19 protein-coding genes (1 of these 19 only partly in view) are annotated in these 22,577 nt (G+C 69.0%); 1 reads left to right on the top strand and 18 read right to left on the bottom strand.

Annotation, left to right across the window (positions count from 1 at the left end; genetic code table 11):
• The 12 genes from BLT78_RS04740 to BLT78_RS04685 form a co-directional block, all read right to left on the bottom strand.
• Positions 1 to 1,393, bottom strand: the 5' portion of a protein-coding gene (locus tag BLT78_RS04740) for an amidase (protein WP_090347869.1). It extends 191 nt beyond the left edge of the window; 1,393 of the gene's 1,584 nt are visible here — the first part of the coding sequence; the start codon lies at positions 1,391 to 1,393; its stop codon lies beyond the left edge, outside the window.
• Between the two features lie 120 nt (positions 1,394 to 1,513).
• Positions 1,514 to 2,305 carry an SDR family NAD(P)-dependent oxidoreductase gene (locus BLT78_RS04735; protein WP_090347868.1) on the bottom strand — a complete coding sequence of 264 codons (792 nt, stop codon included), beginning with the start codon at positions 2,303 to 2,305 and terminating at the stop codon, positions 1,514 to 1,516.
• A gap of 76 nt (positions 2,306 to 2,381) precedes the next feature.
• Positions 2,382 to 3,758, bottom strand: coding sequence for a DUF1329 domain-containing protein (locus BLT78_RS04730; protein ID WP_090347867.1), 1,377 nt, complete (start codon positions 3,756 to 3,758; stop codon positions 2,382 to 2,384).
• 286 nt (positions 3,759 to 4,044) lie between these two features.
• On the bottom strand, positions 4,045 to 5,733 hold the full coding sequence (locus BLT78_RS04725; RefSeq protein WP_090347866.1) for a class I adenylate-forming enzyme family protein: 1,689 nt from the start codon (positions 5,731 to 5,733) through the stop codon (positions 4,045 to 4,047).
• Positions 5,734 to 5,748: 15 nt separating this feature from the next.
• Positions 5,749 to 6,891 carry an acyl-CoA dehydrogenase family protein gene (locus BLT78_RS04720; RefSeq protein ID WP_090347865.1) on the bottom strand — a complete coding sequence of 381 codons (1,143 nt, stop codon included), beginning with the start codon at positions 6,889 to 6,891 and terminating at the stop codon, positions 5,749 to 5,751.
• 10 nt (positions 6,892 to 6,901) lie between these two features.
• Positions 6,902 to 8,092, bottom strand: a complete 1,191-nt coding sequence (locus BLT78_RS04715; RefSeq protein ID WP_090347864.1) for an acyl-CoA dehydrogenase family protein — start codon at positions 8,090 to 8,092, stop codon at positions 6,902 to 6,904.
• A gap of 183 nt (positions 8,093 to 8,275) precedes the next feature.
• Positions 8,276 to 9,442: an acyl-CoA dehydrogenase family protein gene (locus tag BLT78_RS04710; RefSeq protein WP_090347863.1), complete on the bottom strand. Its 1,167-nt coding sequence runs from the start codon at positions 9,440 to 9,442 to the stop codon at positions 8,276 to 8,278.
• 10 nt (positions 9,443 to 9,452) lie between these two features.
• A complete protein-coding gene (locus tag BLT78_RS04705) occupies positions 9,453 to 10,628 on the bottom strand; it encodes a lipid-transfer protein (RefSeq protein ID WP_090347862.1) in 1,176 nt (391 codons plus the stop codon).
• A gap of 19 nt (positions 10,629 to 10,647) precedes the next feature.
• On the bottom strand, positions 10,648 to 11,067 hold the full coding sequence (locus tag BLT78_RS04700) for a MaoC family dehydratase (RefSeq protein WP_090347861.1): 420 nt from the start codon (positions 11,065 to 11,067) through the stop codon (positions 10,648 to 10,650).
• Positions 11,039 to 12,172 carry an acyl-CoA dehydrogenase family protein gene (locus BLT78_RS04695; RefSeq protein ID WP_090347860.1) on the bottom strand — a complete coding sequence of 378 codons (1,134 nt, stop codon included), beginning with the start codon at positions 12,170 to 12,172 and terminating at the stop codon, positions 11,039 to 11,041. Before BLT78_RS04695 ends, BLT78_RS04700 begins: the two co-directional genes overlap by 29 nt.
• Positions 12,173 to 12,182: 10 nt before the next feature.
• A complete protein-coding gene (locus BLT78_RS04690; RefSeq protein ID WP_408003108.1) occupies positions 12,183 to 13,142 on the bottom strand; it encodes a bifunctional MaoC family dehydratase N-terminal/OB-fold nucleic acid binding domain-containing protein in 960 nt (319 codons plus the stop codon).
• Positions 13,143 to 13,216: 74 nt separating this feature from the next.
• Entirely contained in the window at positions 13,217 to 13,999 is a 783-nt protein-coding gene (locus BLT78_RS04685; RefSeq protein WP_090347858.1) for an SDR family oxidoreductase, read from the bottom strand.
• A 137-nt stretch (positions 14,000 to 14,136) separates the two neighbouring features.
• Here BLT78_RS04685 and BLT78_RS04680 point away from each other — a divergent pair, with 137 nt between their 5' ends.
• Positions 14,137 to 14,922, top strand: coding sequence for an enoyl-CoA hydratase (locus BLT78_RS04680; protein WP_090347857.1), 786 nt, complete (start codon positions 14,137 to 14,139; stop codon positions 14,920 to 14,922).
• 9 nt (positions 14,923 to 14,931) lie between these two features.
• On the opposite strand, the gene BLT78_RS04675 is transcribed toward BLT78_RS04680, so the two are convergent.
• The 6 genes from BLT78_RS04675 to BLT78_RS04650 all read right to left on the bottom strand — a co-directional run bounded on the left by BLT78_RS04675 (position 14,932) and on the right by BLT78_RS04650 (position 22,437).
• Positions 14,932 to 15,162 (bottom strand): hypothetical protein, encoded by a 231-nt coding sequence (locus BLT78_RS04675; protein WP_090347856.1) that lies wholly within the window; start codon positions 15,160 to 15,162, stop codon positions 14,932 to 14,934.
• Between the two features lie 388 nt (positions 15,163 to 15,550).
• Complete coding sequence (locus tag BLT78_RS04670) at positions 15,551 to 16,999, bottom strand: SulP family inorganic anion transporter (protein ID WP_090347855.1); 1,449 nt, start codon at positions 16,997 to 16,999, stop codon at positions 15,551 to 15,553.
• Positions 17,000 to 17,123: 124 nt separating this feature from the next.
• A complete protein-coding gene (locus BLT78_RS04665; protein WP_090347854.1) occupies positions 17,124 to 18,287 on the bottom strand; it encodes a helix-turn-helix transcriptional regulator in 1,164 nt (387 codons plus the stop codon).
• Positions 18,287 to 19,663 (bottom strand): DUF1329 domain-containing protein, encoded by a 1,377-nt coding sequence (locus BLT78_RS04660; protein WP_090347853.1) that lies wholly within the window; start codon positions 19,661 to 19,663, stop codon positions 18,287 to 18,289. The genes BLT78_RS04665 and BLT78_RS04660 overlap by 1 nt, the downstream gene beginning before the upstream one ends.
• A gap of 15 nt (positions 19,664 to 19,678) precedes the next feature.
• Positions 19,679 to 21,328, bottom strand: coding sequence for a DUF1302 domain-containing protein (locus BLT78_RS04655; protein ID WP_090347852.1), 1,650 nt, complete (start codon positions 21,326 to 21,328; stop codon positions 19,679 to 19,681).
• Between the two features lie 206 nt (positions 21,329 to 21,534).
• Positions 21,535 to 22,437, bottom strand: coding sequence for a VOC family protein (locus tag BLT78_RS04650; protein WP_090347851.1), 903 nt, complete (start codon positions 22,435 to 22,437; stop codon positions 21,535 to 21,537).
• Positions 22,438 to 22,577: the final 140 nt, after the last annotated feature.

The following is a 22,577-nucleotide window of genomic DNA, read 5'->3' as shown; positions in this document are numbered from 1 at the left end:
TACCGGTGGCGGCGCCGGCGTAGTCCTCCCACGGCTGGCTCAGACGCAGCCTGCCGAGCTCCGGAGTCAGGGTGGCGGTGACCGGCGAGAGGATCACGTCGAAGCGCTCGAACAGGTTTTCCATCGCCAGGCTGACCGCCTCGAACGACTGGCGCGCACGGAACAGCGCTTCGCCGCTGACGCCCTGGGCGCGCTCGAGCACCGTGCGGGTGACCTGTTCGAGGTCGTCCGCACCGGCGCTGCGGCCGAGCAGCTGTTCGCGGTCGCGGATGGCGGTCAGCAGGGCGGTGCCGATCACCGTGCCGTGGGCGCCGAACACCTGCTGCGGCTGCACCGGCTGCGGGATCCGTTCGATCTCGTGGCCGAGGCTCAGCAGCAGCCTGACCGTATCGTCTAGCACCCGGCGGATGTCGGCATCGAGGGCCAGACCGGTCAGCGACTGGTCGATCAGCGCCACGCGCAGCTTGCCCGGATCGCGGCCGACCTCGTCGACGAAGGGCCGCTCCAGTGGCGGCAGCCAGTAGGGGCTGCCCGTTTCGTGGCCCTGGCCGACGTCGAGCAGCAGCGCCGAGTCGCGCACAGTGCGCGATACGGCGTGGGCGGCGCTGGCACCGAACCAGCCCTCGAACCTCCCCGGCCCGCTGGGCGTGCGGTAGCGGCTGGGCTTCATGCCGAACAGGCCACAGTAGGAGGCCGGAATGCGGATCGAGCCACCGCCGTCGGTGGCATGGGCGGCGGGGACTATGCCGGCGGCCACCGCCGCCGCCGCGCCGCCCGAGGAGCCGCCGGCGCTGTGCGCCAGGTTCCAGGGGTTGCGGGTCTGCCCCCAGGCCAGCGACTCGGTGGTGGAGGTCAGGCCGAACTCGGGCACCGCGGTCTTGCCGAAGGTCAGCGCGCCGGCGGCCTCGTAGCGGGCGGCCAGGGTGCTGCTGTACTTGGCTGGCGGAGCGTCCTTGAAGAAGCGCGAACCGTTGCTGGTCGAGGTGCCGGCCAGGTAGGTGTTGAGGTCCTTGAGCAGCATCGGCACGCCGGCCAGCGCACCCTCGCGGGCCAGCCCCTGGCTCTTGCGGCTGGCGAGCTGCTGCCGGGCATGTTCGTCGTGGCGCATCACCACGGCGTTGACCTTCGGATTGACGGCATCGCAGCGCGCCAGTGCGGCGGCCAGCAGCTCCTCTGGGCTGATCGCGCCGCGGCGCACCTGCTCGGCCATCGCCGTGGCGTCCAGCTCGAGATATTCGCGTTGCGAAAGCCCCGTGGCGGCGAAGCCGAAGCGCGGCAACAGGCTGACCCCGGCGATAACCGCAGCGGCCTTGAGCAGCTGCCGGCGCTGCAACTGCAGCTCTTCGCCAGCCTCGACCTGTTGTTGCCCCTGCGGGCCACACGCCTTTTCCATGATTCTCGCCTCTTATCGTTATGGTTCGCTCGGTTGCCACATGCGGCCTGTAAGGGATCAAGTTAATTCGCCTGACCGGGCCACGTTGGCGAATGAATTCGCCCCTACAGGGCGGTGCGGTCAGTCCTTCAGTTGCGGCGCCCAGGCCACGCCGTTGATATGTGCACCGCCGTCGACGAACAGGGTATTGCCGGTCAGATAGCGGGCATCGTCGCTGGCCAGGAAGGCGGCGACCGGGCCGATATCGTCGAGCGGGTCGCCGACCCGCCCCATGGGGTTGGCGGCGGCGATGGCCGCGGCATTGCCCGGGTTGGCGCTGGCGAACTTGCGATAGGCCTCGCTGACCGCGCCCGGGCAGATCACGTTGCAGCAGACCTGCTCGGCAGCCCACTCGCGCGCCGCGCTGCGGGTCAGGGTGCGCAGCGCCTCCTTGGCGGCGTTGTAGTCGGCGGTGTACAGATGGGCGTTGACGCCGTTGAGCGAGCACAGGTTGATGATGCGCCCGCCGCCGCGCTTGCGGAACTCCGGCAGGGCCGCTTGCATGGCCCAGAAGGCGGCCATCACAGCCATGTCGAAGGCGCCGCGCAGACGCTCGTCGCCGAGGCTCTCCAGACGGGCGAAGCCTGAGCCGCGCCAGGCGTTGTTGACCAGGATGTCCAGCCGGCCGAAACGCTCGACGGCAACACCGACCATGGCCTGCACCTGCGCCTTGTCGGTCACGTCGACGCGCTGGAAGGCGGCGTCCACTCCCCAGGTCTCGCGCAACCAGGCAGCCGTCTCCTCGCCGGCCTGCGCGTCGATTTCCGCCACCAGCACCCGGGCCCCTTCGCGGGCCAGCGCGCCGGCGATGCCCCGACCGATGCCCATGCCGGCACCGGTGACTATGGCGACCCGGTCCTTGAGCTTGTCCATTTCCTTCTCCCCTCGAGGCGATGCGCGAAAAAAGGGCCGCTCCCCCGAGGGGAGCGGCCGAACGGAGCGACCGGGATCAGCGCCCCTGGGCGCGGATGGCATCAGCCGTGTACATGGTCGGAACGAACTTGCCCTCGTTGAGGATCGGCCCGCGCTTGGACTCGTTGGTCAGGGTGTAGCCGACGTACTGTCCGGAGCTGAGGTCGTGGTAGAAGGACGAGCCCGCCTGCCAGGCGCTCATGTCGGGGTGGTAGTAGTAGTTGATGAAGGCAAACTTCCACAGCTCGCCGCGCGAATCGTAGTTGTCCGCCATCACCGCGTTCCAGGTGTCCTCGTCGATGAACAGCACGCGCTTGCTGTACAGGTGGCGGTAGCCTTCCTTGAGGCTCGCCTCCAGCACCCAGACGCGGCGCAGCTCGTGGCGCATGACGTCGGGATTGGGGTGGTTGGGCGTCAGGATGTCGGCGTACTTGACCTCGCCGCTGTTGGCCTTGAAGGCGTTGGCCGGCACGTACATCTCGCGCTTGCCCAGCAGCTTCCACTGGTAGCGTTCGGGCGAACCGTTGAACAGGCGGTCCTCGTCGATGATCATGGTGCCGTTGGTGCCGATCATCGGCTGGTCGAAGCCATAGCCCGGCAACTGGCGCACGCGACGGGTGCCCGGGTTGTAGGTCCACGCCTGGCGGTCGCTGGTGACGAAGTTGTACGGCTCGTGGGCGATGTTCATGGTGCCCTTCTCACGCTGGGGCGAGAGGGTGGTGTTCCAGCTCATCGCCTGCATGCCGGTGGCGGTGTCCGGCTCGACCTTCGGGTCGTTGGCCTGCGACATGTTGCGCTGCCAGGTACGGCCCCAGGCGATCTTGCCGTTGGGCAACACGCTGGCGATGTCGCGGATGTTGTCCTCGGTGTAGGCGCGCACCGGCAGCTGGTGGTTCCACAGCACCTCCATGGCGCTCTTCGGAATCGGGAACGGCACCTGGCCAAGCCCCTTGACGCCCATGCCGTCGTTCTCCAGCTCGGCGGTCAGCGCATTCTTCTTCGCCCGTTCGCAGACGTAGTCCGGATAGCGGAAGTCGCGATGGCCGGGGTAGACGTTGATCTTGTAGGTCTCCGGATAACGCTTGAGCAGCGCCTTCTGCCCTTCGCTCAGGCGCTCGGCGTACTGATCCATGTTCTGCGCGGTGATCACCGCTACCGGCTTCTCGTCGGCGTAGGGATCGACCGGCTTCTGGCCGGAGAAGCGCACGTGGTTCCAGCCGGGAACCTCGCCCAGGTACTTGCCGGTGAATGCGGGAATGCTGCCGTCCGCGTTGCCGGCGCGCTCGGCGCCAGTGCAGGTGAGTTCCTTGCCGAGCTTGGCGGCTTCCTCGGGGCTTACCTTGGCGTGGGCGCTGGCGATCAGGCCTGCATTGACCGCCAGTGCTATGGCTAGCGCAACACCTTTTCTGTTCATTGTTGTTGGTCTCCGATGGGGTGGTCCGGCTTGGGTGCCGGAGTCCATGGTTCCCAATGGGGGTTCTCCGCATCATCGTCCGTCAGGACTACAACCAACCGCTTCCGGTCGAGGGCAGTCGCATGAGCACGGTCATCCGCTGTAGGGGCGAATTCATTCGCCTTGGCGGGATAACTGGCGAATGAATTCGCCCCTACAGACCGGGAAAACGCCAGCGCCCGCACCCGAGACTTCCGCAGGAAGCTCGGGTGCGGGCGCGTCCAGCAACGCCTCTGAAATGACCGTGCTAGCGCAGGAAGCGGCGCACGAAGTCCTCGCGCAGCTCGCGCTTGAGCAGCTTGCCGGAGGCGTTGCGCGGCAGCTCGGCGTGCACGACCTGCAGGTGCGCGGGCACCTTGAACGCCGCCAGGTGCGCGGCGATGTGCGCGTGCAGCGCCACCTCGTCCACCCCGCTGCCCTCGCGCACCCGCGCCACCAGCGCCACCGCCTCGCCCATGCGCGCGTCCGGCACGGCGAAGGCGGCGGCTTCGATCACCCCATCCAGGCCGCTGGCGCAGGCCTCGACCTCGGCGGCGGCGACCTTCTCGCCGCCGCGGTTGATCAGGTCCTTGAGCCGGTCGGTGATGCGCAGGAAACCCTCCTCGTCCACGCAGCCGACGTCGCCGGTGGCCAGCCAGCCGTTCTGCAGCGCCTCGGCGGTGGCCGCGGGCTGCTGCCAGTAGCCGCACATCAGGGTCGGCGAGCGCAGCCAGATCTGTCCTTCCACGCCCGGTGCCTGCGGCGCGTCGGGGGTGTCGCCGATGCGCACCTCGACGACGGGCAGCGGCCAGCCGACCGTGGCCGGCTTGTAGACGAACTGGTCGCCACCGATGGCCGCGCCCACGCCGTTGCTCTCGGTCATGCCGTAGCCGGCGCCGCCGATGGCGTTCGGCTTGACGCCGGTGAGCTGCGCCAGCAGCCCCGGGTTGGCCGCCGCGCCGCCGAGCCCCAGACCGAACAGGCTGGTGGTCGCTTCGCTGGCGAAGCGCGGCGAGGCCAGAAGCTGCTGCATCATCGCCGGCGAACCGCTGAACTGGGTGCAGCGCTCGCGCTCGATCAGGTCGAGGGCGCGCTCGGCGTCCCACCTGTACATCAGTACCAGGCGCCGGCCGCTGCGCAGCGCCAGCAGGAACTGCGCGTGCAGGCCGCTGACGTGGAACAGCGGCACGGCCATCAGGCTGGTCGGCGCGAAGCCGCTGGCCATGAGCGCCTTGATCCGCGCGGGCGAACTCATCGCGGCGAAGGCGCCCTGGAACTCGAAGGCGGCCAGCGCCTGGCACACCGCACGGTGGCTGGACAGCACGCCCTTGGGCTTGCTGGTGGTGCCGGAGGTATAGAGGATCAGCAGCGGGTCGTCGGGCTGTAACGCCGGCGGCGGCAGCAGCGCCACGTCCTCGGCGAGCAGCGCCTCGTAGTCGCACACCCATCGGCCCTGCTCCGCCGCGCCGACGGCGATGGCCTGCAGATCGAGCGCCTCCAGATCGCCCGCGACCAGCGCCAGGCGCGCCGCGTCGCACAGCAGCACCCGCGCGCCGGAATCCTCCAGGCCGTGCAGCAGCTCCTCGCGCTGGCCCCAGCTGTTCAGCGGCACCACGATGGCGCCGCTGGCCACCGCGGCGACGAAGGACACCAGCCAGGCCGGCTGGTTGCGCATGGCGATGGCCACGCGGTCGCCCTTGCGCACACCGAAGCGCGTGCGCAACTGGGTGGCCAGACGGTCGACCCGGGCGAAGAACTCGGCGAAGGTCAGCCGCTCATCCTCCCAGACCACGAATTCGCGCTCGCCGTGGGCGCGCCCGGCGTTCAGCGCGGTCAGCAGGTCCGGCTGCGCGTTGCGGAAGCAGCGCGGGCCGTCGCCGTCAGGCGCCACCACCTCGAAGGGCGAGCCCGGCGCGATCAGTTGCCGCCAGGCGGCTTGCCAGTTTTCCACGCTCATCGGTCACTCCCGCGATCAGACCAGCGCGCCGTAGCGCTGGCAGTGGTAGTCGGTGTCGCCGAAGCAGGCCTGGGCGACGCGGATGCGCTTGAGGTACAGGCCGACGTCCAGCTCGTCGGTGACGCCGATGCCGCCGTGCATCTGCACCGCCTCGTTGCTCACCCTGTCGGCGGCGATCCCGGCCTTCCACTTGGCCAGGCTGGCCAGGCGGGCGCGTTCGCCGGCATCCATGGAGGCGTCGTCGAGGGCGGCCAGGCCGGCCATCACCGCGCTGCGCGCCAGCGCCAGCTCGACGTACAGACGCGCGGCGCGGTGCTGCAGGGCCTGGAACGAGCCGATCGGCGCGTCGAACTGCACGCGGGTCTTCAGGTAGTCGAGGGTGGTGGCGAACAGCGTCTCGGCGGCACCGAGCAGCTCGGCGGCCAGGCACACGCGGCCACGGTCCAGCGCGGTTTCCAGCGCCGGCAGGGCGCCGTGCGCTTCGCCGACCAGCGCGTCCGCGCCGACCAGCACACCGTCGAACTGCAGACGCGCGCAGTTGCGCGAGTCGATCAGCGCCGCCGGGGCCACGCTCAGGCCCGGCGCGCCTGCCTCGACCAGCAGCAGCGACAGGCCGTGGGCCTCGCCGCGCTGGCCGGCCGTGCGCGCCAGCACCAGGTAGCCATCGGCTGCGAGGCCGTCGACCACGAACAGCTTGGCGCCGGACAGCCGCCAGCCGTCCGCGTCGCGCTCGGCGCGCAGCTCGATGGCCAGCGGATCGTGGCGGCCGGCCTCGTCGATGGCCAGCGCCAGGCGCTTGTCGCCTGCGATCAGCGCCGGCAGCCAGCGTTGCTGCTGCGCGGCCGATCCGGCCAGTTGCAGCAGCGAGCCGGCCAGCACCACGCTGGACAGCAGCGGGCTGGCGGATAGGTTGCGGCCGATCTGCTCGAACAGCGGACCGAGGCTCTGGCAGCCGAAGTCCAGGCCGCCGAAATCTTCGGGGAACGGGATGGCGCTCCAGCCCAGCTCGACCATCTCGCCCCACAGCGCAGGATCGAAGCCGAGCGGTGCGCGCTCGTCACGCAGGCGGCGCTGCGCGGCCACCGGGCTGCGCGCGGCGAGGAACTCGCGCGCGGTGTCGGCCAGCAGCCGTTGTTCTTGGTTGAAAATCAGGCTCATGGCGTGTTCCTCACTTGGCGTCCGGCAGGCCGAGGACCCGCTTGGCGATGACGTTGAGCTGCACCTCGGAGGCGCCGCCGGCGATGGTCAGGGCGAAACCGTTCAGCCAGGCCTTGGTGATCGCCAGCTCCTCATTGGTGAAGGCGTCGCCTTCCCAGCCAAGGGCGTGGTAGCCGAGGGCGTCGAGGAGGATCTCGAACTTCTCCCGGTCCTGCTCGCTGTGCACCAGCTTCATGATCGCCATCAGCCCGGAGATGTCCTGGCCGCTGCGCGCCTCCTCGCCCATGCGCTGCACGGTGAGGGCGTAGGCATGCTCGTCCATCGCACAGGCCAACGCGCGGGCGCGCAGGGCCTGGTCGGCGACGCTGCGCGGCTCGGGCAGGTAGCGCTCGAGCAGCGGCAGCAGGTGGAAGTGGTTCGGCAGGCTGGTCTCGCCGAACTTGGACATGGCCTTGCGCTCGTGCTGCAGCAGGCTCTTGCCCAGCGTCCAGCCGCCGTTGAGCGGGCCGATCAGCTGGCTCTTCGGCACCTTGACGTTGTCGAAGAACACCTGGCAGAACGCCGACTTGCCGCTGATCAGGTCGATCGGGCTGACGCTGATGCCGGGCGAACGCATGTCCAGCACGATCAGGCTGATGCCCAGGTGCTTGGGCGCGCTCGGGTCGGTGCGCACCAGCGCGTACATCCAGTCGGACTTGTCGCCGTAGGAGGTCCAGATCTTGGTGCCGTTGACCACGAAGTGGTCGCCCTCGTCGCGGGCGCTGGTCTTCAAGCTGGCCAGGTCGGAGCCGGCGTTCGGCTCGGAGAAGCCCTGGCACCAGCGGATCTCGCCGCGCGCCATGGGGGTGAGCAGGTCGCGTTTCTGCTGCTCGCTGCCGTATTCGAGCAGCACCGGGCCGAGCATCCATATCCCCAGGTTGATCTGCGGCGGCCGGCACTTGAGGCGGCGCAGCTCGCTTTCCAGCACCGCCAGCTCGGCCGGCGACAGCCCGCCGCCGCCGTATTCGGTCGGCCAGTCCGGGCAGAACCAGCCCTTGTCGCGCATGCGTTCGAACCACAGGCGCTGGTCTTCGTCATGGAACTCGACCTGGCTGCCGCCCCACACCAGTTGGCCCTCGGGCAGCGGGGTGCGCTGCGAGGGCGGGCAGTTGGCTTCGAGCCAGGCCCGCGTTTCCTGGCGGAAATCGTCGATTGCGCTCATCGGTTGTTGTCCTTGTTGTGGTGCGCCGGGGGCCGTGCCCCAGCGGCAATGTAGCGGATTTCGTCTCCCACCCTGTAGGGGCGAATTCATTCGCCTTGCGGGGCATTTTGGCGAATAAATTCGCCCCAGCAGGGGATCGGCGCGGCCCGGAAGCCCGCCATGCGAACGCGCGGGCGCTTGCCCTCAGCGCCCGCGCGGCATGCCGAGACCGAACTGGGCGATCAGCTCGCGCTGGATCTCGTTGGTGCCGCCGCCGAAGGTCAGGGTGACCGAGGCGCGCACCTCGTACTCCAGCTCGCCCTGCAGCAGCGACGCCGCCGAATCCTCGCGGATCAGGCCGTTGGCACCGACGATCTCCGACAGGCGGCGGAGGATCTCGATGGCCGACTCGGCGCCGTAGACCTTGGTGGTCGAGGCCAGCGCCACGTCCATCTGCCCGCGCTCCAGACCTGCAGCGATGCGGAAGTTGATCAGCCGCATAGCCTCCAGACGGGCGTAGCACTCGGCCAGCGCCGAGCGCACCCAGCCGTGCTCGACGGCGCGGCGGCCCTGCTCGTCCGGGTTCTTCGCCCACAGGTAGACGCGGCGGAACAGCCCGGCCACCTTGTCCGCCCAGGAACCCAGGCCCAGGCGCTCGTGGTTGAGCTGGGCGGTGATCAGCTTCCAGCCGCCGTTGAGCTCGCCCACCAGCATGTCGGCCGGCACCCTGACGTTGTCGTAGTAGGTGGCCGCGGTGGGGTTACTGCAGGTCGGGATCACCGTGGTCGAGAAGCCGGGCAACTGGGTATCGAGGATCAGGATCGACACACCCTTGTGGCGCGGGCGCTCCGGGTCGGTGCGCGCGGCCAGCCAGATGTAGTCGGCCGCCTCGGCGCCGGAGGTCCACAGCTTGTTGCCGTTGACCACGAAATGGTCGCCTTCCGGGCGCGCGGTGGTCTTCAGCACGGCCAGGTCGGAGCCGGCATCCGGCTCGGAGTAACCGATGGCGAAGATGATCTCGCCGGCGGCGATGCCCGGCAGGAACTTCTCCTTCTGCAGCGCGGTGCCGTACTCCATCAGCGCCGGCCCCACCGTGCTGATGGTGACGAAGGGCAGCGGCGCGCCGGCGATGTTGGCCTCCTCGAAGAAGATCAGCTGCTCGGTGGCCGCGTAGCCCTGGCCGCCGTGCGCCTTCGGCCAGCCGACCGCCAGCCAGCCGTCGCGGCCCATCTGGCGGATGGTCTGGCGGTACAGGTCGCCGCCTTCCTTGCCGCGCAGCTCGCTGCGCAGCTCGGGAGTCATCAGGTTCTGGAAGTAGTCCCGCACCTTGAGGCGCAGGGCGTGTTGCTCGGGTGTCAGGTCGACGAACATGTTGCGCTCCTCAGGCCGCGCCCAGGATCAGGCCGCTGGTGGGTACGCCGGTACCGGCGGTGACCAGCACGTTTTCCACGTCGGCGACCTGGTTGACCGAGCTGCCGCGCACCTGGCGCACGCCCTCGGCCACGCCGTTCATGCCGTGGATGTAGGCCTCGCCGAGCTGGCCGCCGTGGGTGTTGATCGGCAGGCTACCGCCGCGGGCGTGCAGACCGTCACGAATGAAGTCCTTGGCCTCGCCGCGCTTGCAGAAGCCGAACTCCTCCAGTTGCGGCAGCACGAACGGGGTGAAGTGGTCGTAGATCACCGCGGTCTGCAGGTCCTGCGGGCCGAGGCCGGACTGCGCGTACAGCTCGCGCGCCACCACGCCCATCTCCGGCAGGCCGGTGATGTCCTCGCGGTAGAATGAGGTCATGCTCTGCTGGCCCTCGGCGATGCCCTGCGAGGCGCCCTTGATGATCACCGGCTTCTGGCGCAGGTCGCGGGCGCGCTCGGCCGAGGTGATGACCATGGCCACCGCGCCGTCGGACTCCTGGCAGCAGTCGAGCAGGTGCAGCGGCTCGCAGATCCAGCGCGAGGCCTGGTGTTCTTCCAGGGTGATCGGCTTGCCGTAGAAGAACGCCGCCGGGTTGGTGGCGGCGAAGTCGCGCACCGCCACGGCGACGCGGCCGAAGTCCTCGCTGGTAGCGCCGTAGGTGTGCATGTAGCGCTGGGCGAACATGCCGACCCAGGCCGCCGGGGTGTGGAAGCCGTGCGGCATGTACCAGCCGTAGTTGACCGCGTCGAAGATCGGCGCGCCGCCGAAGTCGTGCGGCTTGCCGAAGCGGTACCAGGAGCGCTCGTTCATCGCCCGGTACACCACCACCACCTTGGCCACGCCGGTGGCCACCGCCATCGCCGCGTGCATCAGCGGCGCGCAGGCGCCGCCGCCGCCGTGGGGGATCTGCGAGAAGAACTTGACGTTCTTGCAGCCGAGCAGGCGCGCCACCTCGTATTCCGGCACGTTGTCCATGGTGTAGGAGCTGAAGCCCTCCACCTCGGACGGGTCGATGCCGGCGTCGGCCAGCGCCGCCAGGGTGGCTTCCATGGCCAGGCGCAGTTCGGTGCGCCCGGAGTTCTTGGAGAATTCGGTCGCACCGAGGCCGACGATGGCCGCGCGTCCGGAAATCGAATTGCTGGTCATATCCTGTTTCTCCTGCGCCTTACGGCAGCACCAGCGTGGCCGTACCGGTCACGTGGTTGCCCATGGAGTTCTTGCCCTTCAGCGTCACCTGCACGGTGCGGCTGGCCTCGTCGCGACCAGTCACCTCGCCGGTGAAGGTCATGGTGTCGCCCGGATAGTTGGGCGCGCCCAGCTTGATCTTGAGATCCTTGAAGCACGCGGCGGGGCCGGCCCAGTCCTCGACGTAGCGCTGCGCCAGGCCGCTGGTGGTGAGGATGTTCATGAACACGTGCGGCGAACCCAGTTCGCGCGCGGCATCCTTGTCGTGGTGGCCGGGAAAGTAGTCGCGGGTGGCGATGGCGCCGGCGGTGATCAGCTGCACGGTGATCGGAATCGCCAGCTCCGGCAGCGCCTGGCCGGGGAGCACTTTGTCAAATGCCTTGGTTTTCTTCGAGGTCATATTTCCATCCCAGCTTGTCGTTGTTGGCCAGCCAGTCGCCGAGGCGCTCGAGGGTCGCGGCGCTGCCACCGAGGGTGATGCCCAGGGCGCGGCTCCAGTAGAGGTAGCGGTGGATCGGATAGGTCAGGTCGACGCCGATGCCGCCGTGCACGTGTTGCGCCTTGTGGCCGACCAGGTGGCCGGCCTCGCAGGCGAGGTACTTGGTCGCCAACGCCTCGGAGGTGGCCGGCAGGCCGGCGTCGAGGCGCCAGACCAGTTGCCACAGCGCCGAGCGCAGCGCTTCGACGGCGATGTGCGCGTCGGCCATGCTCATCTGCACCGCCTGGAAGCTGCCGATGGCGCGGTCGAACTGGCGGCGCTCGTTGACGTACTCCACGGTGCGGCGGATCTGCTCGGCGGACACGCCCAGCTGCAGGGCGGCCAGCGCGGCGATGGCGCGGCTTTCCAGCCAGTCCAGCGCGGCGACCGGCAGCAGCGCCGCGGCCGGCACCACCACGGAGCTGAAGCGCAGGTCGGCGACCGCCTCGCCCTGGGTGAACACCCCGGCGATCTTGTCGATGCCGGTGGCGGCGAGGTCGACCAGCACCAGGCGCGGCGCGCCGGCGGCGTTGGCCAGCAACAGGGCCTGGCAGACGTTGGCGCCCAGCGGCACGGCGGACGCCGTGCCGTCCAGCTGCCAGCCGCCGGCGACTTCGCTGGCCTGCAGGGTGATGCCACGGGCGTTGGCCAGGCCGTCCAGCGCCAGGGTCAGCAGGCGCTGGCTCTCGGCGGCGGCCTGCACAGTCTCGGCGGCGGCGTCAGGGGCGAATTTCGCCAGGGTGGCGGCGGCCAGTTGGTGGCGCCACAGCGGCACCTGGCCGAGCGCGCGGCCCTGGGCTTCCAGCACCAGCATCAGCTCGGTCATGCCCAGGCCGCTGCCGCCGAAGTCCTCGGGGATGGCCAGGGCGTGCAGGCCAGTCTCCACGCAGCTCTGCCACAAGCCGCCCATGAACGGCTCGCCAGAGCCGTCGAAGGCGCGCAGGCGGTCGTCGGTGCAGTAGTCGGCGAACAGGCTGCCGGCCATCTCGGCGATGGCGCGCTGTTCCTCGTTCAGTTCGAAGTCCATGGTCCGTTCCTCACTGCGCCACCGGCCGGAACAGCGGCAGGATCAGTTCGTCGTCGAAGGTGTGGAACTCGACCTGCACGGCCTGGCCGATGGCCAGCTCGTCGCGCTTGACGCCGACCAGGCCGGCGGTCAGGCGCACGCCCTCCTCCAGCTCGATCAGGCCGATCGGGTTCGGGTAGTCGAACGGCGGCACTTCCGGGTAGTGCATGACCACGAACGAATAGATCGTGCCCTTGCCGGAGGACTGCACGCTGTCCCAGTCGAAGGAGTGGCACTTGGCGCACACCGGCGCCGGCGGATGGCGCAGGGTGTTGCAGGCGGTGCAGCGCTGGATCAGCAGCTTGCCCTCGGCGCAGCCTTCCCAGAAGAAGCGGGTGTCGTCGCTGATGCCGGGCTTGGGCCGCTTGAACTTCGGCACCGCCGCGGCACCGTCGCCCTCCGCGGCCGCCTTGACCGGATTGGCCGGGCGGAACTTGAACACGCGGAACAGCAGCTGGCCGACCTGCTCGTCGCCTTCGGGCTTCTCCGAGAAGAAGCTCATCACCAGGGTGACGAAGTAGCCGGTGCCCAGCGCGGTGGTCTTCTCGTCACCCACCGCATCTAGGCGGGTGGTGTAGTAGAGCTTCTCGCCGAGCTTCACGTAACGGTCGAAGCTCAGGTCCGAGTTGACCGCCACCACCGAGGCGAAGCCGTTAGCTTCGAGCAGCTTGAGCACCTCGTAGGGGTTCTCGTCGGTGGAGCCCGGCGCATAGTTGTTCATGTGCAGGCCTTCCAGGCACCACGCCTGCAGCATGGCCGGCGGCGCGACGATGCCGCCGTGCTCGCTGGTGGCGGCGTAGTCGGCGTCGACGTACAGCGGGTTGTCGATACCCATGACCTCGCACCACTGGCGGATCATCGGCGCGTTGACCTCGTCCCAGGCGTAGACGCGACCGTACTCGCGCCCCACCATGGCCCGCACGGCGGGCATGAATTCTTGTTCAGCCAAGATGTTCTCCTCGGAGTTGAGGGCGCCCCGCCGCACGGCGGGCGCGCCGGCTTCGGTCATTGATGGGCGGAATTGGCTGCGGCGAGGAAGGCGGGACTTTCCCCGCCCCCGTGCAGCAGGAGGTTGCAGCCGCTGGCGTAGCCGGCCAGCGGCGAGGCGATGTACAGGCAGGCGTTGCCGATGTCCTCGGGACTGGCCATGCGCCCGGCGGGGATGGTGCCGGCGACCGCGGCGATGCCTGCCTCGTCGCCGTAGTGCAGGTGCGCCTGCTCGGTGCGCACCAGGCCCGGGCTGACGGTGACCACGCGCACCTTCGGCGCCCACTCCACCGCCAGCGAGGTCACCAGCGCCAGCACGCCGGCCTTGGCCGCGCCGTAGGCGGCGGTGCCCGGCGAGGGACGCAGAGCGCTGATGCTGCCGATGAACACGATCACCCCGCCCTGCTCCTGGCGCTGCATCAGCCGGTTGGCGTGCTGGGCGACGTTGAGCGGGGCGATCAGGTTGAGGCGGATGATGCCCTCGTGGAAGCGCGGCGAGGCCTCGCCGGCCAGCACGTGCGGGCTGCCGCCGGCGTTGTTGATCACTACGTCGAGGCGTCCGCAACGCTCCTCGATCACCGCGAACAGGGTGGCCAGCGAGTCGGCGTCGCGCACGTCGGCGGGGAGGAACTCGGCCTGGCGGCCGTCGGCGTGCGGCAGCGCCTCCGGGGCGTTGCGACCGCAGACCAGCACGCGGGCGCCGGCGGCGAGGAAGCTCTGCGCGATGCCAGCGCCGACGCCCTTGGTGCCGCCGGTGACCAGCACCACCTTGCCGGTGAAATCGAGGTTCTGAGTGGCCATTGCATGCTCCTTGATAGCTGCATGGCTTCACTCTAGGGGCGGCCCTTCGCCGGACTCGTCGTTCAAACGGACGATGAGTGACGGCCCCGCACCTGCGAACAATCGCCCATCGCTCCCGTCTTGCAGAGAGGTCGCGCATGTCCGCCGACAACCTAGTTCCCGTGCTTCTCGACTTCCCCGCCGAAGGCGTCGCGCGCCTCAGTCTCAACCGCCCGCAGGCCACCAACGCCCTGAGTCTGGAGCTGCAGGCGCTGCTCTCCCGGCACTTCGCCGAGCTGGGCAGCGACCCGGCGGTACGCTGCATCGTCCTCACCGGCGGCGACAAGGTGTTCGCCGCCGGCGGCGACATCACCAGCATGGCCGGGGTCGGCGCCATCGACATCTACCAGCGGCATACCGAGCGGGTCTGGGCGCCGATCCAGCACTGCCCCAAGCCGGTGATCGCCGCGGTGTGCGGCTACGCCTACGGCGGCGGCTGCGAGCTGGCGATGCTCGCCGACATCATCATCGCCGGGCGCAGCGCGCGCTTCTGCCAGCCGGAAATCCGCATCGGCATCATGCCCGGCATCGGCGGCACCCAGCGCCTGGTGCGCGCGGTGGGCAAGGCCAAGGCGATGCGCATGGCGCTCACCGGCGCGCCGATCAGCGCCGAGGAGGCCTGGGTCGCCGGGCTGGTCAGCGAACTGGTCGACGACGCCGAGGTGCAGGAACGCGCCCTGGAGATGGCCCGCGACATCGCCGCCATGCCGCCGCTGGCCGCCGAGCAGATCAAGGAGGTGATCCTCGCCGGCATGGACGCCTCGCTGGAAGCGGGCCTGGCCCTGGAGCGCAAAGCCAACGCCCTGCTGTTCGCCTCGCGCGACCAGAAGGAAGGCATGCAGGCGTTCATCGACAAGCGCAAGCCGCGTTTCGAGGGGCGTTGAGGCCACTCATCAGCAGGCGAGCAGCTTGTCCTGCACCGACAGGCGCATCACGTAGCCGAGCTTGACCAGCGACGGGCCAACGATGGTCAGCATGTGCGAGCCGACCACCAGGCCGAGGCCGATGGCCTCGTCGAAGCAGTAGGCGCCGAGCACGCCGACGAGCAGGATGACCACGCCGGACACGACCAGGTTGTTGGCCAGATGGAAGACTTTGCTGGGGGATTCGAGCACGCCGGACATCGCAGGTACCTCCACAACGGGTTGCAGCAGTTGCGGATGACCAGTCAGGAAACGTGCCAGGCGTGCGGGGACTTGCAGATCAATAACCTAGCGCCACACTCGGAAAAATGCAGTCAAAAAGACTCGAAAAATCGCTGTCATAGCGACTGCGCAGGTGAGTCGGAATGACCCGCACGCCTTGCCGTAGGGTGCGCCATGCGCACCACCCAGTGGACCGTTTGTCCGTATGCGGACAAGGTGCGCACGGCGCACCCTACCCCTGCCGACCAGCAACGAGCCGACAGAGCCAGCTATTCGGCTCACGCCCCCAATCCAGCGCCATGACGCTGCACAGCAGCGACCGCACCAGCACCGATCCTGGCGGTTGGCAGCCTCCACCAGCCAGGCCTCACTCCCCCTGATGCACCCCCGCCCGCTTGAGCAGCTGCTTGCAGCGCTCGGACAGGTGCAGCACGCGCAGGTGCTTGCCGGCCTTGGCGTAGCGCTCGCGCAGGGTCTTCAGCGCGGCGATGGCCGAGTAGTCGACGAAGCTCAGATGGCGGCAGTCGAGGACCACCTGATCGGGATCGCCGGCCGGGTCGAACTGGTTGAGGAAGGTCGTGGTGGAGGCGAAGAACAGCGTGCCGTGCAGGCGGTAGAGCTTGCTGCCGTCGGCCTCCAGATGGCTGTCGGCGTACAGCTCGCGGGCCTGCTGCCAGGCGAAGTTGAGCGCGGCGATGACGATGCCGCACAGCACGGCGGTGGCCAGGTCGGTGAACACGGTGACGATGGTCACCGCGACTATCACCAGCGCGTCGTTCAGCGGCACCTTGCCGAGCACCCGCAGCGAGGCCCAGGCGAAGGTCTGCTGCGCCACCACGAACATCACCCCGACCAGTGCGGCGAGCGGGATGCGTTCGATCAGCGGCGAGAGGAACAGCACGAACAGCAGGATCATCACCCCGGCGACCACGCCGGAGAGACGGCCACGCCCGCCGGAGCTGAGGTTGATCATGGTCTGGCCGATCATCGCGCAGCCGCCCATGCCGCCGAACAGCCCGGAGACCACGTTGGCCGCGCCGAGGGCCGTGCACTCGCGGTCGGGGTAGCCGCGGCTGCCGGTGATCTCGTCGGTGAGGTTGAGGGTCAGCAGGGTTTCCAGCAGGCCGACCAGGGCCATCAGGATCGCGTAGGGCGCGATGATGCCCAGGGTTTCCAGGTTCCAGGGGATGTCCGGCAGGGCGAACATTGGCAGGCCGCCGGCGATGTCGGCCATGTCGCCGAGGGTGTGGGTCGGCAGGTCGAGCAGCCAGACCGCCAGGCCGACACTCAGGATCGCCACCAGCGCCGGCGGCACCGCGCGGGTCAGGCGCGGCAGCAGATAGACGATGGCCATGGTCAGCGCCACCAGCCCCAGCATCAGGTACAGCGCATTGCCGCTCAGCCACGCCTCGCCGTGCCTGAAGTGCTCCAGCTGGGACAGCGCGATGACGATCGCCAGGCCGTTGACGAAGCCGAGCATCACCGGATGCGGCACCATGCGGATCAGCTTGCCGAGGCGCAGCAGGCCGAAGGCGACCATCAGCAGGCCGCCGAGCAACACGGTGGCCAGCAGGTACTGCGCGCCGTGCTGCACCACCAGCGCGACTATCACCACCGCCATCGAGCCGGCGGCGCCGGAGACCATGCCCGGCCGACCGCCGAACAGCGCGGTGAGGGTGCAGATGATGAAGGCGCCGTAGAGGCCCATCAGCGGGTTGAGCTGGGCGACCAGGGCGAAGGCGATGCACTCGGGCACCAGGGCGAAGGAGGTGGTGAGTCCGGCCAGGACATCGGCGCGCAGACGGGCTGGTTTCATGGGGTTCCTGCGATCTGGGCCGGCGCGAACGGCCGGCGGGATGGGAAAAACGGCTGCGGATGTTACGGAATCGCCCCCGCCCGGGCCAGCCGTCGCTTTCCCCACGCGCTCGGTGACGCCCCCCTCAATCCAGCGCCACCACACTGCACAGCAACAACTGCACCAGCGCGGTCTGCCGTTTCACCCCGGTCTTGGCGAACACTGCGCGCAGGTGGCTGCGGGCGGTGTTGCGGCTGATGCCGAGGCGGCTGGCGCTTTCCTCGAGGGTCAGGCCTTCGCCGAGCAGCACGGCCAGTGCGGCTTCGGCCGGGGTGAGCTGGTAGAGCTGGCGCAGCAGGGGTTCGGAAGGCTGCGCCGGGCGGCTGCTGTCGCGCAGGATAAGTTCGACGGCCGCGGCGCGGCCGGCTTCGGCGCTGGCGGTGAGCGGGATGCTGCGCACCAGTACGCTGAGCCCGCCGGGCTGGCCGCCGCGATCCAGGGCGATGGCTTCCACCAGGCCGCTGCCGTTGCGGCCGGCGGCGGCCTGCTTGATCAGCCGCCACAGGCGGCGGTCGTCGCGCGGGGCGACGGCTTCGAGCATGCCGTTGTGCAGTTGCAGGCACTCGCCCTCGGCGAGGATCTCCTCGGCGACCTTGTTGAGCCGGCAGATGCTGCCGTCCTCGTCGAGCAGGATCGAGCCGATGCCGATGCGCTCCAAGGTGCCGACGTACAGGCGGCAGGCGCTCTCCACCCGGTCGAGATGGGCGTACAGGCGCAGCGCGCGCTTGAGGTGCGGCAGTAGCAGGCCGCACAGCGCCCGCTCCGTCTCGCTGAATGGCCCGCTCTGCGGCGGGCGGCTCAGGCGCAGGCGGAATTCGCGCTCGCGGCCGTCGTCGCTGCGGATGTCGGCGCCCATCATGTAGCGCACCTGCAGCGGTTCGAGGAAGTCGCGGTAGATCACGCTGGCCAGCCACTCGCGCTCGTCGATCAGCTCCTCGAGCATCACCACGGTGTCGCGCGGCAGGTTGACGAACGGATCGACCGCGTACAGCGAGCTGCTGTACAGGGCGTGGATGTGCGGTCGCGCCTCGCCGGCGAACACCACCAGGCCGCGATCCTCGGCGCTCGGCAGCCGGATGGTCAGCGACGCGTAGTTGGCGCGGAACTGCCGGCGCAGGGCGTCGAGCAGGGCGTTCCACGGCTTGTCCTCGAGCAGGCCGTCGTAGACCAGGCCGATCAGCCCCTGCAGTTCGGCGTAGCTGGTGCCCGCAGCGAGGCAAGGGGCGCACGCGCCCCCTGCCCCGTCCATCACAGGCCGCCCCGGCGGGCCGCCTCCGGCCCGAACATCGCCGGGCGGAAGCCCGCCACGTTCAGCTTGAAGCCCTTGGGCTGCTCGTTGATCAGGTTGAACGCCAGGTAGGTGTTCTCCAGCAGGTCGTGGTACAGGCCGACACCGGCCTGCATCGTCTGGGTCTCGTAGGCGTAGAAGAAGTTGAGCATCGAGGTACGCCACAGCTCGCCGCGGCTGTCGTAGTTGTCGGCGACGATGGGGAACCAGGTGTCCTCGTCGATGTACAGGCGACGCTTGCCGTACAGGTGGCGGTAGTCGGCCTTGAGGGTGCCTTCCAGCACCCACACGCGGTGCTTCTCGTAGCGCATGTGGGTCGGGTCGATATGGCCCGGCTTGAGCAGGTCGGCGTACTTCAGCTCCGGCGAGTGGATGCGATAGGCGTTGTAGGGGATGTACAGCTCCTTCTTCTCGACGATCTTCCAGTCGTAGCGCTGGCCGGAACCGTTGAACAGCCGTACCTCGTCCACGGTGATCGACCCGCCGGTGCCGGGGAACGCCATGTCGAAGCCATAGCCGGGGGCCTGGCGCACGCGACGGGTACCCGGGTCGTAGCGCCAGCTCTGGCGCGGCTCGGTCTTGTCGTTCCAGAACTCCATGCCGGTGTTCACCTCACCCTTGTCGCGCAGCGGCAGCAGGGTCTCGTTGAGGTAGAAGGACGACTGGCCGCTGGTGTCGCCGATGCGGCCCGGCTCCAGGTGCGGCGCCAGGTTCTTCGAGTGCACGCGGCCCCAGTTGACCTTGCCGTCGCGCAGCACATAGGCGTTGTCCGAGACGTATTCCTCGGTCCACGCGCGCACGGTGAACAGCGAGGCGTTCTTCAGCAGTTCCAGACCACTCTTCGGCAGCGGGAACGGCGTGCCGCCGGTCTTGGCCACCACGCCCTCGCCGTCATCGGTCAGATGCGCGTAGCCGACGTTGGCCTTGGTCGCCTGGCACACGCTGTCGTTGAAGCGGAAGTCGCGGTGCGAGGGATAGACCGGCATGCGGAAGGTCTGCGGATACTGCCGGAACAGCGCCTTCATGCCGTCGGTGAGGTGCTGCTCGTGCTCGGCCATGTTGGCCGCGGTGATGACGAACAGCGGCTTCTCGTCCGGGTAGGGATCGAGCGGATGGTTGCCGGTGCCCTGGAAATTCACGTGCGGCGGCGCGCCCAACCACTTGCCGGAATACTCCGGAATGCTGCCGTCGGCGTTGCCGGCGCGCTCGGCGCCCATGCAGGTGAGGGTGCTGCTGTCCAGCCGGGCCGCTTCATCGGTATTGGCCAGCGCCGGCGTGGCGAGCGCGAGCAGCGCGCCGCAGGCGAGCAGGCTGGCGAGTTGCGTTTGCTTGTTCATGGGTCCCTCCCCTTCTTAATAGGTGTACTTGGCGTTCAGCGACACATAGTCGCGATCCGCCAGGGTGCGGCCGTTGGCGATGTCCGCCGAGCCGAGGTAGCCGACGTAGGTCAGGCCGACCTGGAAGTTGCCCAGGTACTTGAAGTCGCCGCCGACGGTGATGCGCTTTTCGTCGCGGCCCAGGCCGGACAGGGCGCTGCCGGCGACGTTCTGGTTCCAGAACAGCTTGGTGGTCAGGTCCCAGCCGCTGAACAGGCTCGGGTAGTCGAACATCGCGCCGACGCCGAGCAGCGTGCTGCCGCGTGTCTGGCCGTCGTGCTCGAAGTCGTCGAAGGTGCCGTTCTGCCCCGGCAGGCCGCCGGTCACGACCAGGTCCTCGACGCTGTCGATGCGCTGGTGCACCACCTCGCCCATCAGCGTGGTCTGGTGGGCCAGCGCGCTCGGGCCGAGGATGTACACGGCGTTGAGGTTGCCCTGGATCAGGTTGCCGCGGGTCGGCGCGCCGTTGGACAGGTACACCGCAGCGTCCTCGCGGTAGCTGAGGTCGCTGCCGATCTGCACCGCATCGCCGAGCTTGGTGCTCAGGCTCACCCCGGTCAGGGCGATGTCGTCGAAGTAGCCGAGCTGGTAGGCCGGCGCGTTGCCTGCCCCGGTGCCGCGGCCCGCGCGCTTGAGCGAGGAGTACTGGGTGTCGCCGGTGAAGTCGAAGAACAGCGCCGCCACCCGGTCGTGGTAGCGGTAGTGGTAGAGACCGACCTCGGTGTTCTGCGCCAGCTGGTAGCGCAGGCCCAGGCCCCACTGGCCGTCGTCGTCCGGCTCCACCTCGCCGGCATAGTTGACCGCCAGGCCGGTCTGGTTCGGCAGGCTGCCGATCACCCCGTCATCCAGACGAAAGAACTGCGCGCCCGGGCCGAAGAAGTCGCTGCCGAAGAAGTCGCCCACCGGGTTGAGCAGGGTCTCCTCCCACTTGTACTGCCAGAAGCCGACCAGGGTCAGGTCGTCGGTCAGCGAGAAGGACGCCGACACCTGGCCGACCGGCAGGTAGGCATCCTTGGCCTCGGTGCCCGGCACGTTGAATTTGGTGGCGTCGACCGGCGCCTGGCCCTGGCTGATGTTCGGCCAGAACAGGCTCTCGCCCCAGGCCACCAGGTGGCGGCCGGCCTTCACCGACAGGTAGCGGTCATCGAAATCCCAGCTGCCGAACACGAAGGCGTCCAGCAGGCGGAACTCGCCGCCGCTGCGCTCGCGGGTCTTCTCGATGAAGTGGTCGTGGGCGCCGACCTTGTTGACGGTGGCCGGCGAGTCGTTGTCGTTGCTGTCGTGGTAGGCCGCGTCGTAGAAGTGGCTGGCACGGACCATGGCGCCGAGGTTGTCGTGGCGCAACAGCGCCTCGCCGAACAGGCTGACGCGGTTGGTGATCAGCGAGCCGCGGTCGAAGTTGCGCGTGCCGTCGTCATAGTTGCGGTTGTCGAGATACTCGTCGTCAGCCTTCTCGGTCCGCACCGAGGCGGTGTAATTCACCGTCAGCGACGATTCGAGGGTGGTCGACTCGCCGAGTTCGAGGGTCGGCAGGGCGTGCGCCGCCCCGCTGCTCAACGCCACGGCCAGGGCCAGCAGCTCGCGCTGCCCGCCTCGCCGGAAGTCCTTTCTTGCTGCCTTGGGCATTCTGCCTCCTGGTTTTTCTTGTTCAGGCATCGCACACCCGCGCTCGGGCGAAGCCACCACGCGGGCAGGTCCATGCCCCCGCCGCGCGTGAAGCCGGCGCGGCGGGGACGAGTCCAGTGTGGGAAAGGGCGGGTGGGCGACACATCACCCATTTGAGGGATATCCGGGCGTGATGCCGTCGGCAGCACGCCCGGTGGTGTCGCGGCTCAGTTGGCCGGCGCGTTGAAGCCCACGCCGAAGTCATGCCCCCACACGCTCACCTCGCTGGCCTCGTAGACGCTGTGCCGCGTCCAGTCGAGGACCAGACCGCCGAAGCCGTACTCGATGGCGAAGCCCGAGGGGGTGTCCATGTAGAAGGAGGTCATGCGGTCGTTGACGTGCTGGCCGAGGGTGGCCATCAGCTTCACGCCCGCGCGCTGCATGCGGTCGTGGGCGCGGCCGACCTCCACCAGGTTCTCCACCTCCACCATCAGGTGCACGCAGCCACTGGGCACCGGCGCGCCGAACAGCGCCAGGCTGTGGTGGCGGCCGTTGTTGCAGTGCAGGAAGTAGATGGGGATGGCCGGGGCGTCCGGCGCCGGCTGGAAGCGGTGGATGTCGGACAGGCCGAAGCCCATGACATCGCGCAGGAACGCCCAGGTTTCCTCGAAGTTCGCCGCCGGCAGCACGGTGTGGCCCATGCCCAGTTCGCCGGTGACGAAGCCCGGCACGCCGGCCGGCGAGACGAAGCGGCGAAAGTCCGAGCGCACGCCCCACACCAGCTCGTGCAGGTTGCCGGACGGATCGCGCAGGCTGGCCAGGCCGTTTACCCGGCGCACCGCGCACAGCTCGACGCAGCCGCGCTCGTAGGGCACCCCGGCGCGCTCCAGCTCGGCGCAGGCCTGCTCGAAGGCTTCCTCGCCCGCCAGCTCCCAGCCGCTGGCCACGTAGCGGTCGGCCGGCCCGCCGGAGACGAACAGGCGGAACGGCCGCTCGTCCATCTTGATATAGAGGTCGCCCAGCGGCCCCTCCTCCACCATCATGCCCAGCACGTCCTCGGCCTGCCGGCGCCAGGCGCCCAGGTCGCGGCTGCTCGCCACCACGTAGGCCAGTCCACGAATGTCCATCATTGGATTCTCCTCGTCGCGGCGCCGGGCGGGGCCACCATGGCGGCGCATGAACACCCCCTGTAGGGGCGAATTCATTCGCCAAACCGCTCCGCGAAGGCGAATGAATTCGCCCCTACAGGAGAGCGCCCGGCGCACTGTTC

This window comes from Pseudomonas oryzae, from assembly GCF_900104805.1.
GTDB lineage: Bacteria > Pseudomonadota > Gammaproteobacteria > Pseudomonadales > Pseudomonadaceae > Geopseudomonas > Geopseudomonas oryzae.
Note: the sequence above shows the minus strand (reverse complement) of the source record. Positions and strands in the feature narration are given on the sequence as shown.

Bases quoted from the DNA above. Each gene is read 5' to 3' on its own strand.
- BLT78_RS04650 (WP_090347851.1), bottom strand. From the start codon at position 22,437: ATGATGGACATTCGTGGACTGGCCTACGTGGTGGCGAGCAGCCGCGAC.
- BLT78_RS04710 (WP_090347863.1), bottom strand. From the start codon at position 9,442: ATGTTCGTCGACCTGACACCCGAGCAACACGCCCTGCGCCTCAAGGTG.
- BLT78_RS04730 (WP_090347867.1), bottom strand. From the start codon at position 3,758: ATGAACAGAAAAGGTGTTGCGCTAGCCATAGCACTGGCGGTCAATGCA.
- BLT78_RS04725 (WP_090347866.1), bottom strand. From the start codon at position 5,733: ATGAGCGTGGAAAACTGGCAAGCCGCCTGGCGGCAACTGATCGCGCCG.
- BLT78_RS04675 (WP_090347856.1), bottom strand. From the start codon at position 15,162: ATGTCCGGCGTGCTCGAATCCCCCAGCAAAGTCTTCCATCTGGCCAAC.
- BLT78_RS04735 (WP_090347868.1), bottom strand. From the start codon at position 2,305: ATGGACAAGCTCAAGGACCGGGTCGCCATAGTCACCGGTGCCGGCATG.
- BLT78_RS04660 (WP_090347853.1), bottom strand. From the start codon at position 19,663: ATGAACAAGCAAACGCAACTCGCCAGCCTGCTCGCCTGCGGCGCGCTG.
- BLT78_RS04685 (WP_090347858.1), bottom strand. From the start codon at position 13,999: ATGGCCACTCAGAACCTCGATTTCACCGGCAAGGTGGTGCTGGTCACC.
- BLT78_RS04720 (WP_090347865.1), bottom strand. From the start codon at position 6,891: ATGAGCCTGATTTTCAACCAAGAACAACGGCTGCTGGCCGACACCGCG.
- BLT78_RS04695 (WP_090347860.1), bottom strand. From the start codon at position 12,172: ATGGACTTCGAACTGAACGAGGAACAGCGCGCCATCGCCGAGATGGCC.
- BLT78_RS04705 (WP_090347862.1), bottom strand. From the start codon at position 10,628: ATGACCAGCAATTCGATTTCCGGACGCGCGGCCATCGTCGGCCTCGGT.
- BLT78_RS04715 (WP_090347864.1), bottom strand. From the start codon at position 8,092: ATGAGCGCAATCGACGATTTCCGCCAGGAAACGCGGGCCTGGCTCGAA.
- BLT78_RS04700 (WP_090347861.1), bottom strand. From the start codon at position 11,067: ATGACCTCGAAGAAAACCAAGGCATTTGACAAAGTGCTCCCCGGCCAG.
- BLT78_RS04655 (WP_090347852.1), bottom strand. From the start codon at position 21,328: ATGCCCAAGGCAGCAAGAAAGGACTTCCGGCGAGGCGGGCAGCGCGAG.
- BLT78_RS04680 (WP_090347857.1), top strand. From the start codon at position 14,137: ATGTCCGCCGACAACCTAGTTCCCGTGCTTCTCGACTTCCCCGCCGAA.
- BLT78_RS04665 (WP_090347854.1), bottom strand. From the start codon at position 18,287: ATGGACGGGGCAGGGGGCGCGTGCGCCCCTTGCCTCGCTGCGGGCACC.
- BLT78_RS04690 (WP_408003108.1), bottom strand. From the start codon at position 13,142: ATGCCCGCCGTGCGGGCCATGGTGGGGCGCGAGTACGGTCGCGTCTAC.
- BLT78_RS04670 (WP_090347855.1), bottom strand. From the start codon at position 16,999: ATGAAACCAGCCCGTCTGCGCGCCGATGTCCTGGCCGGACTCACCACC.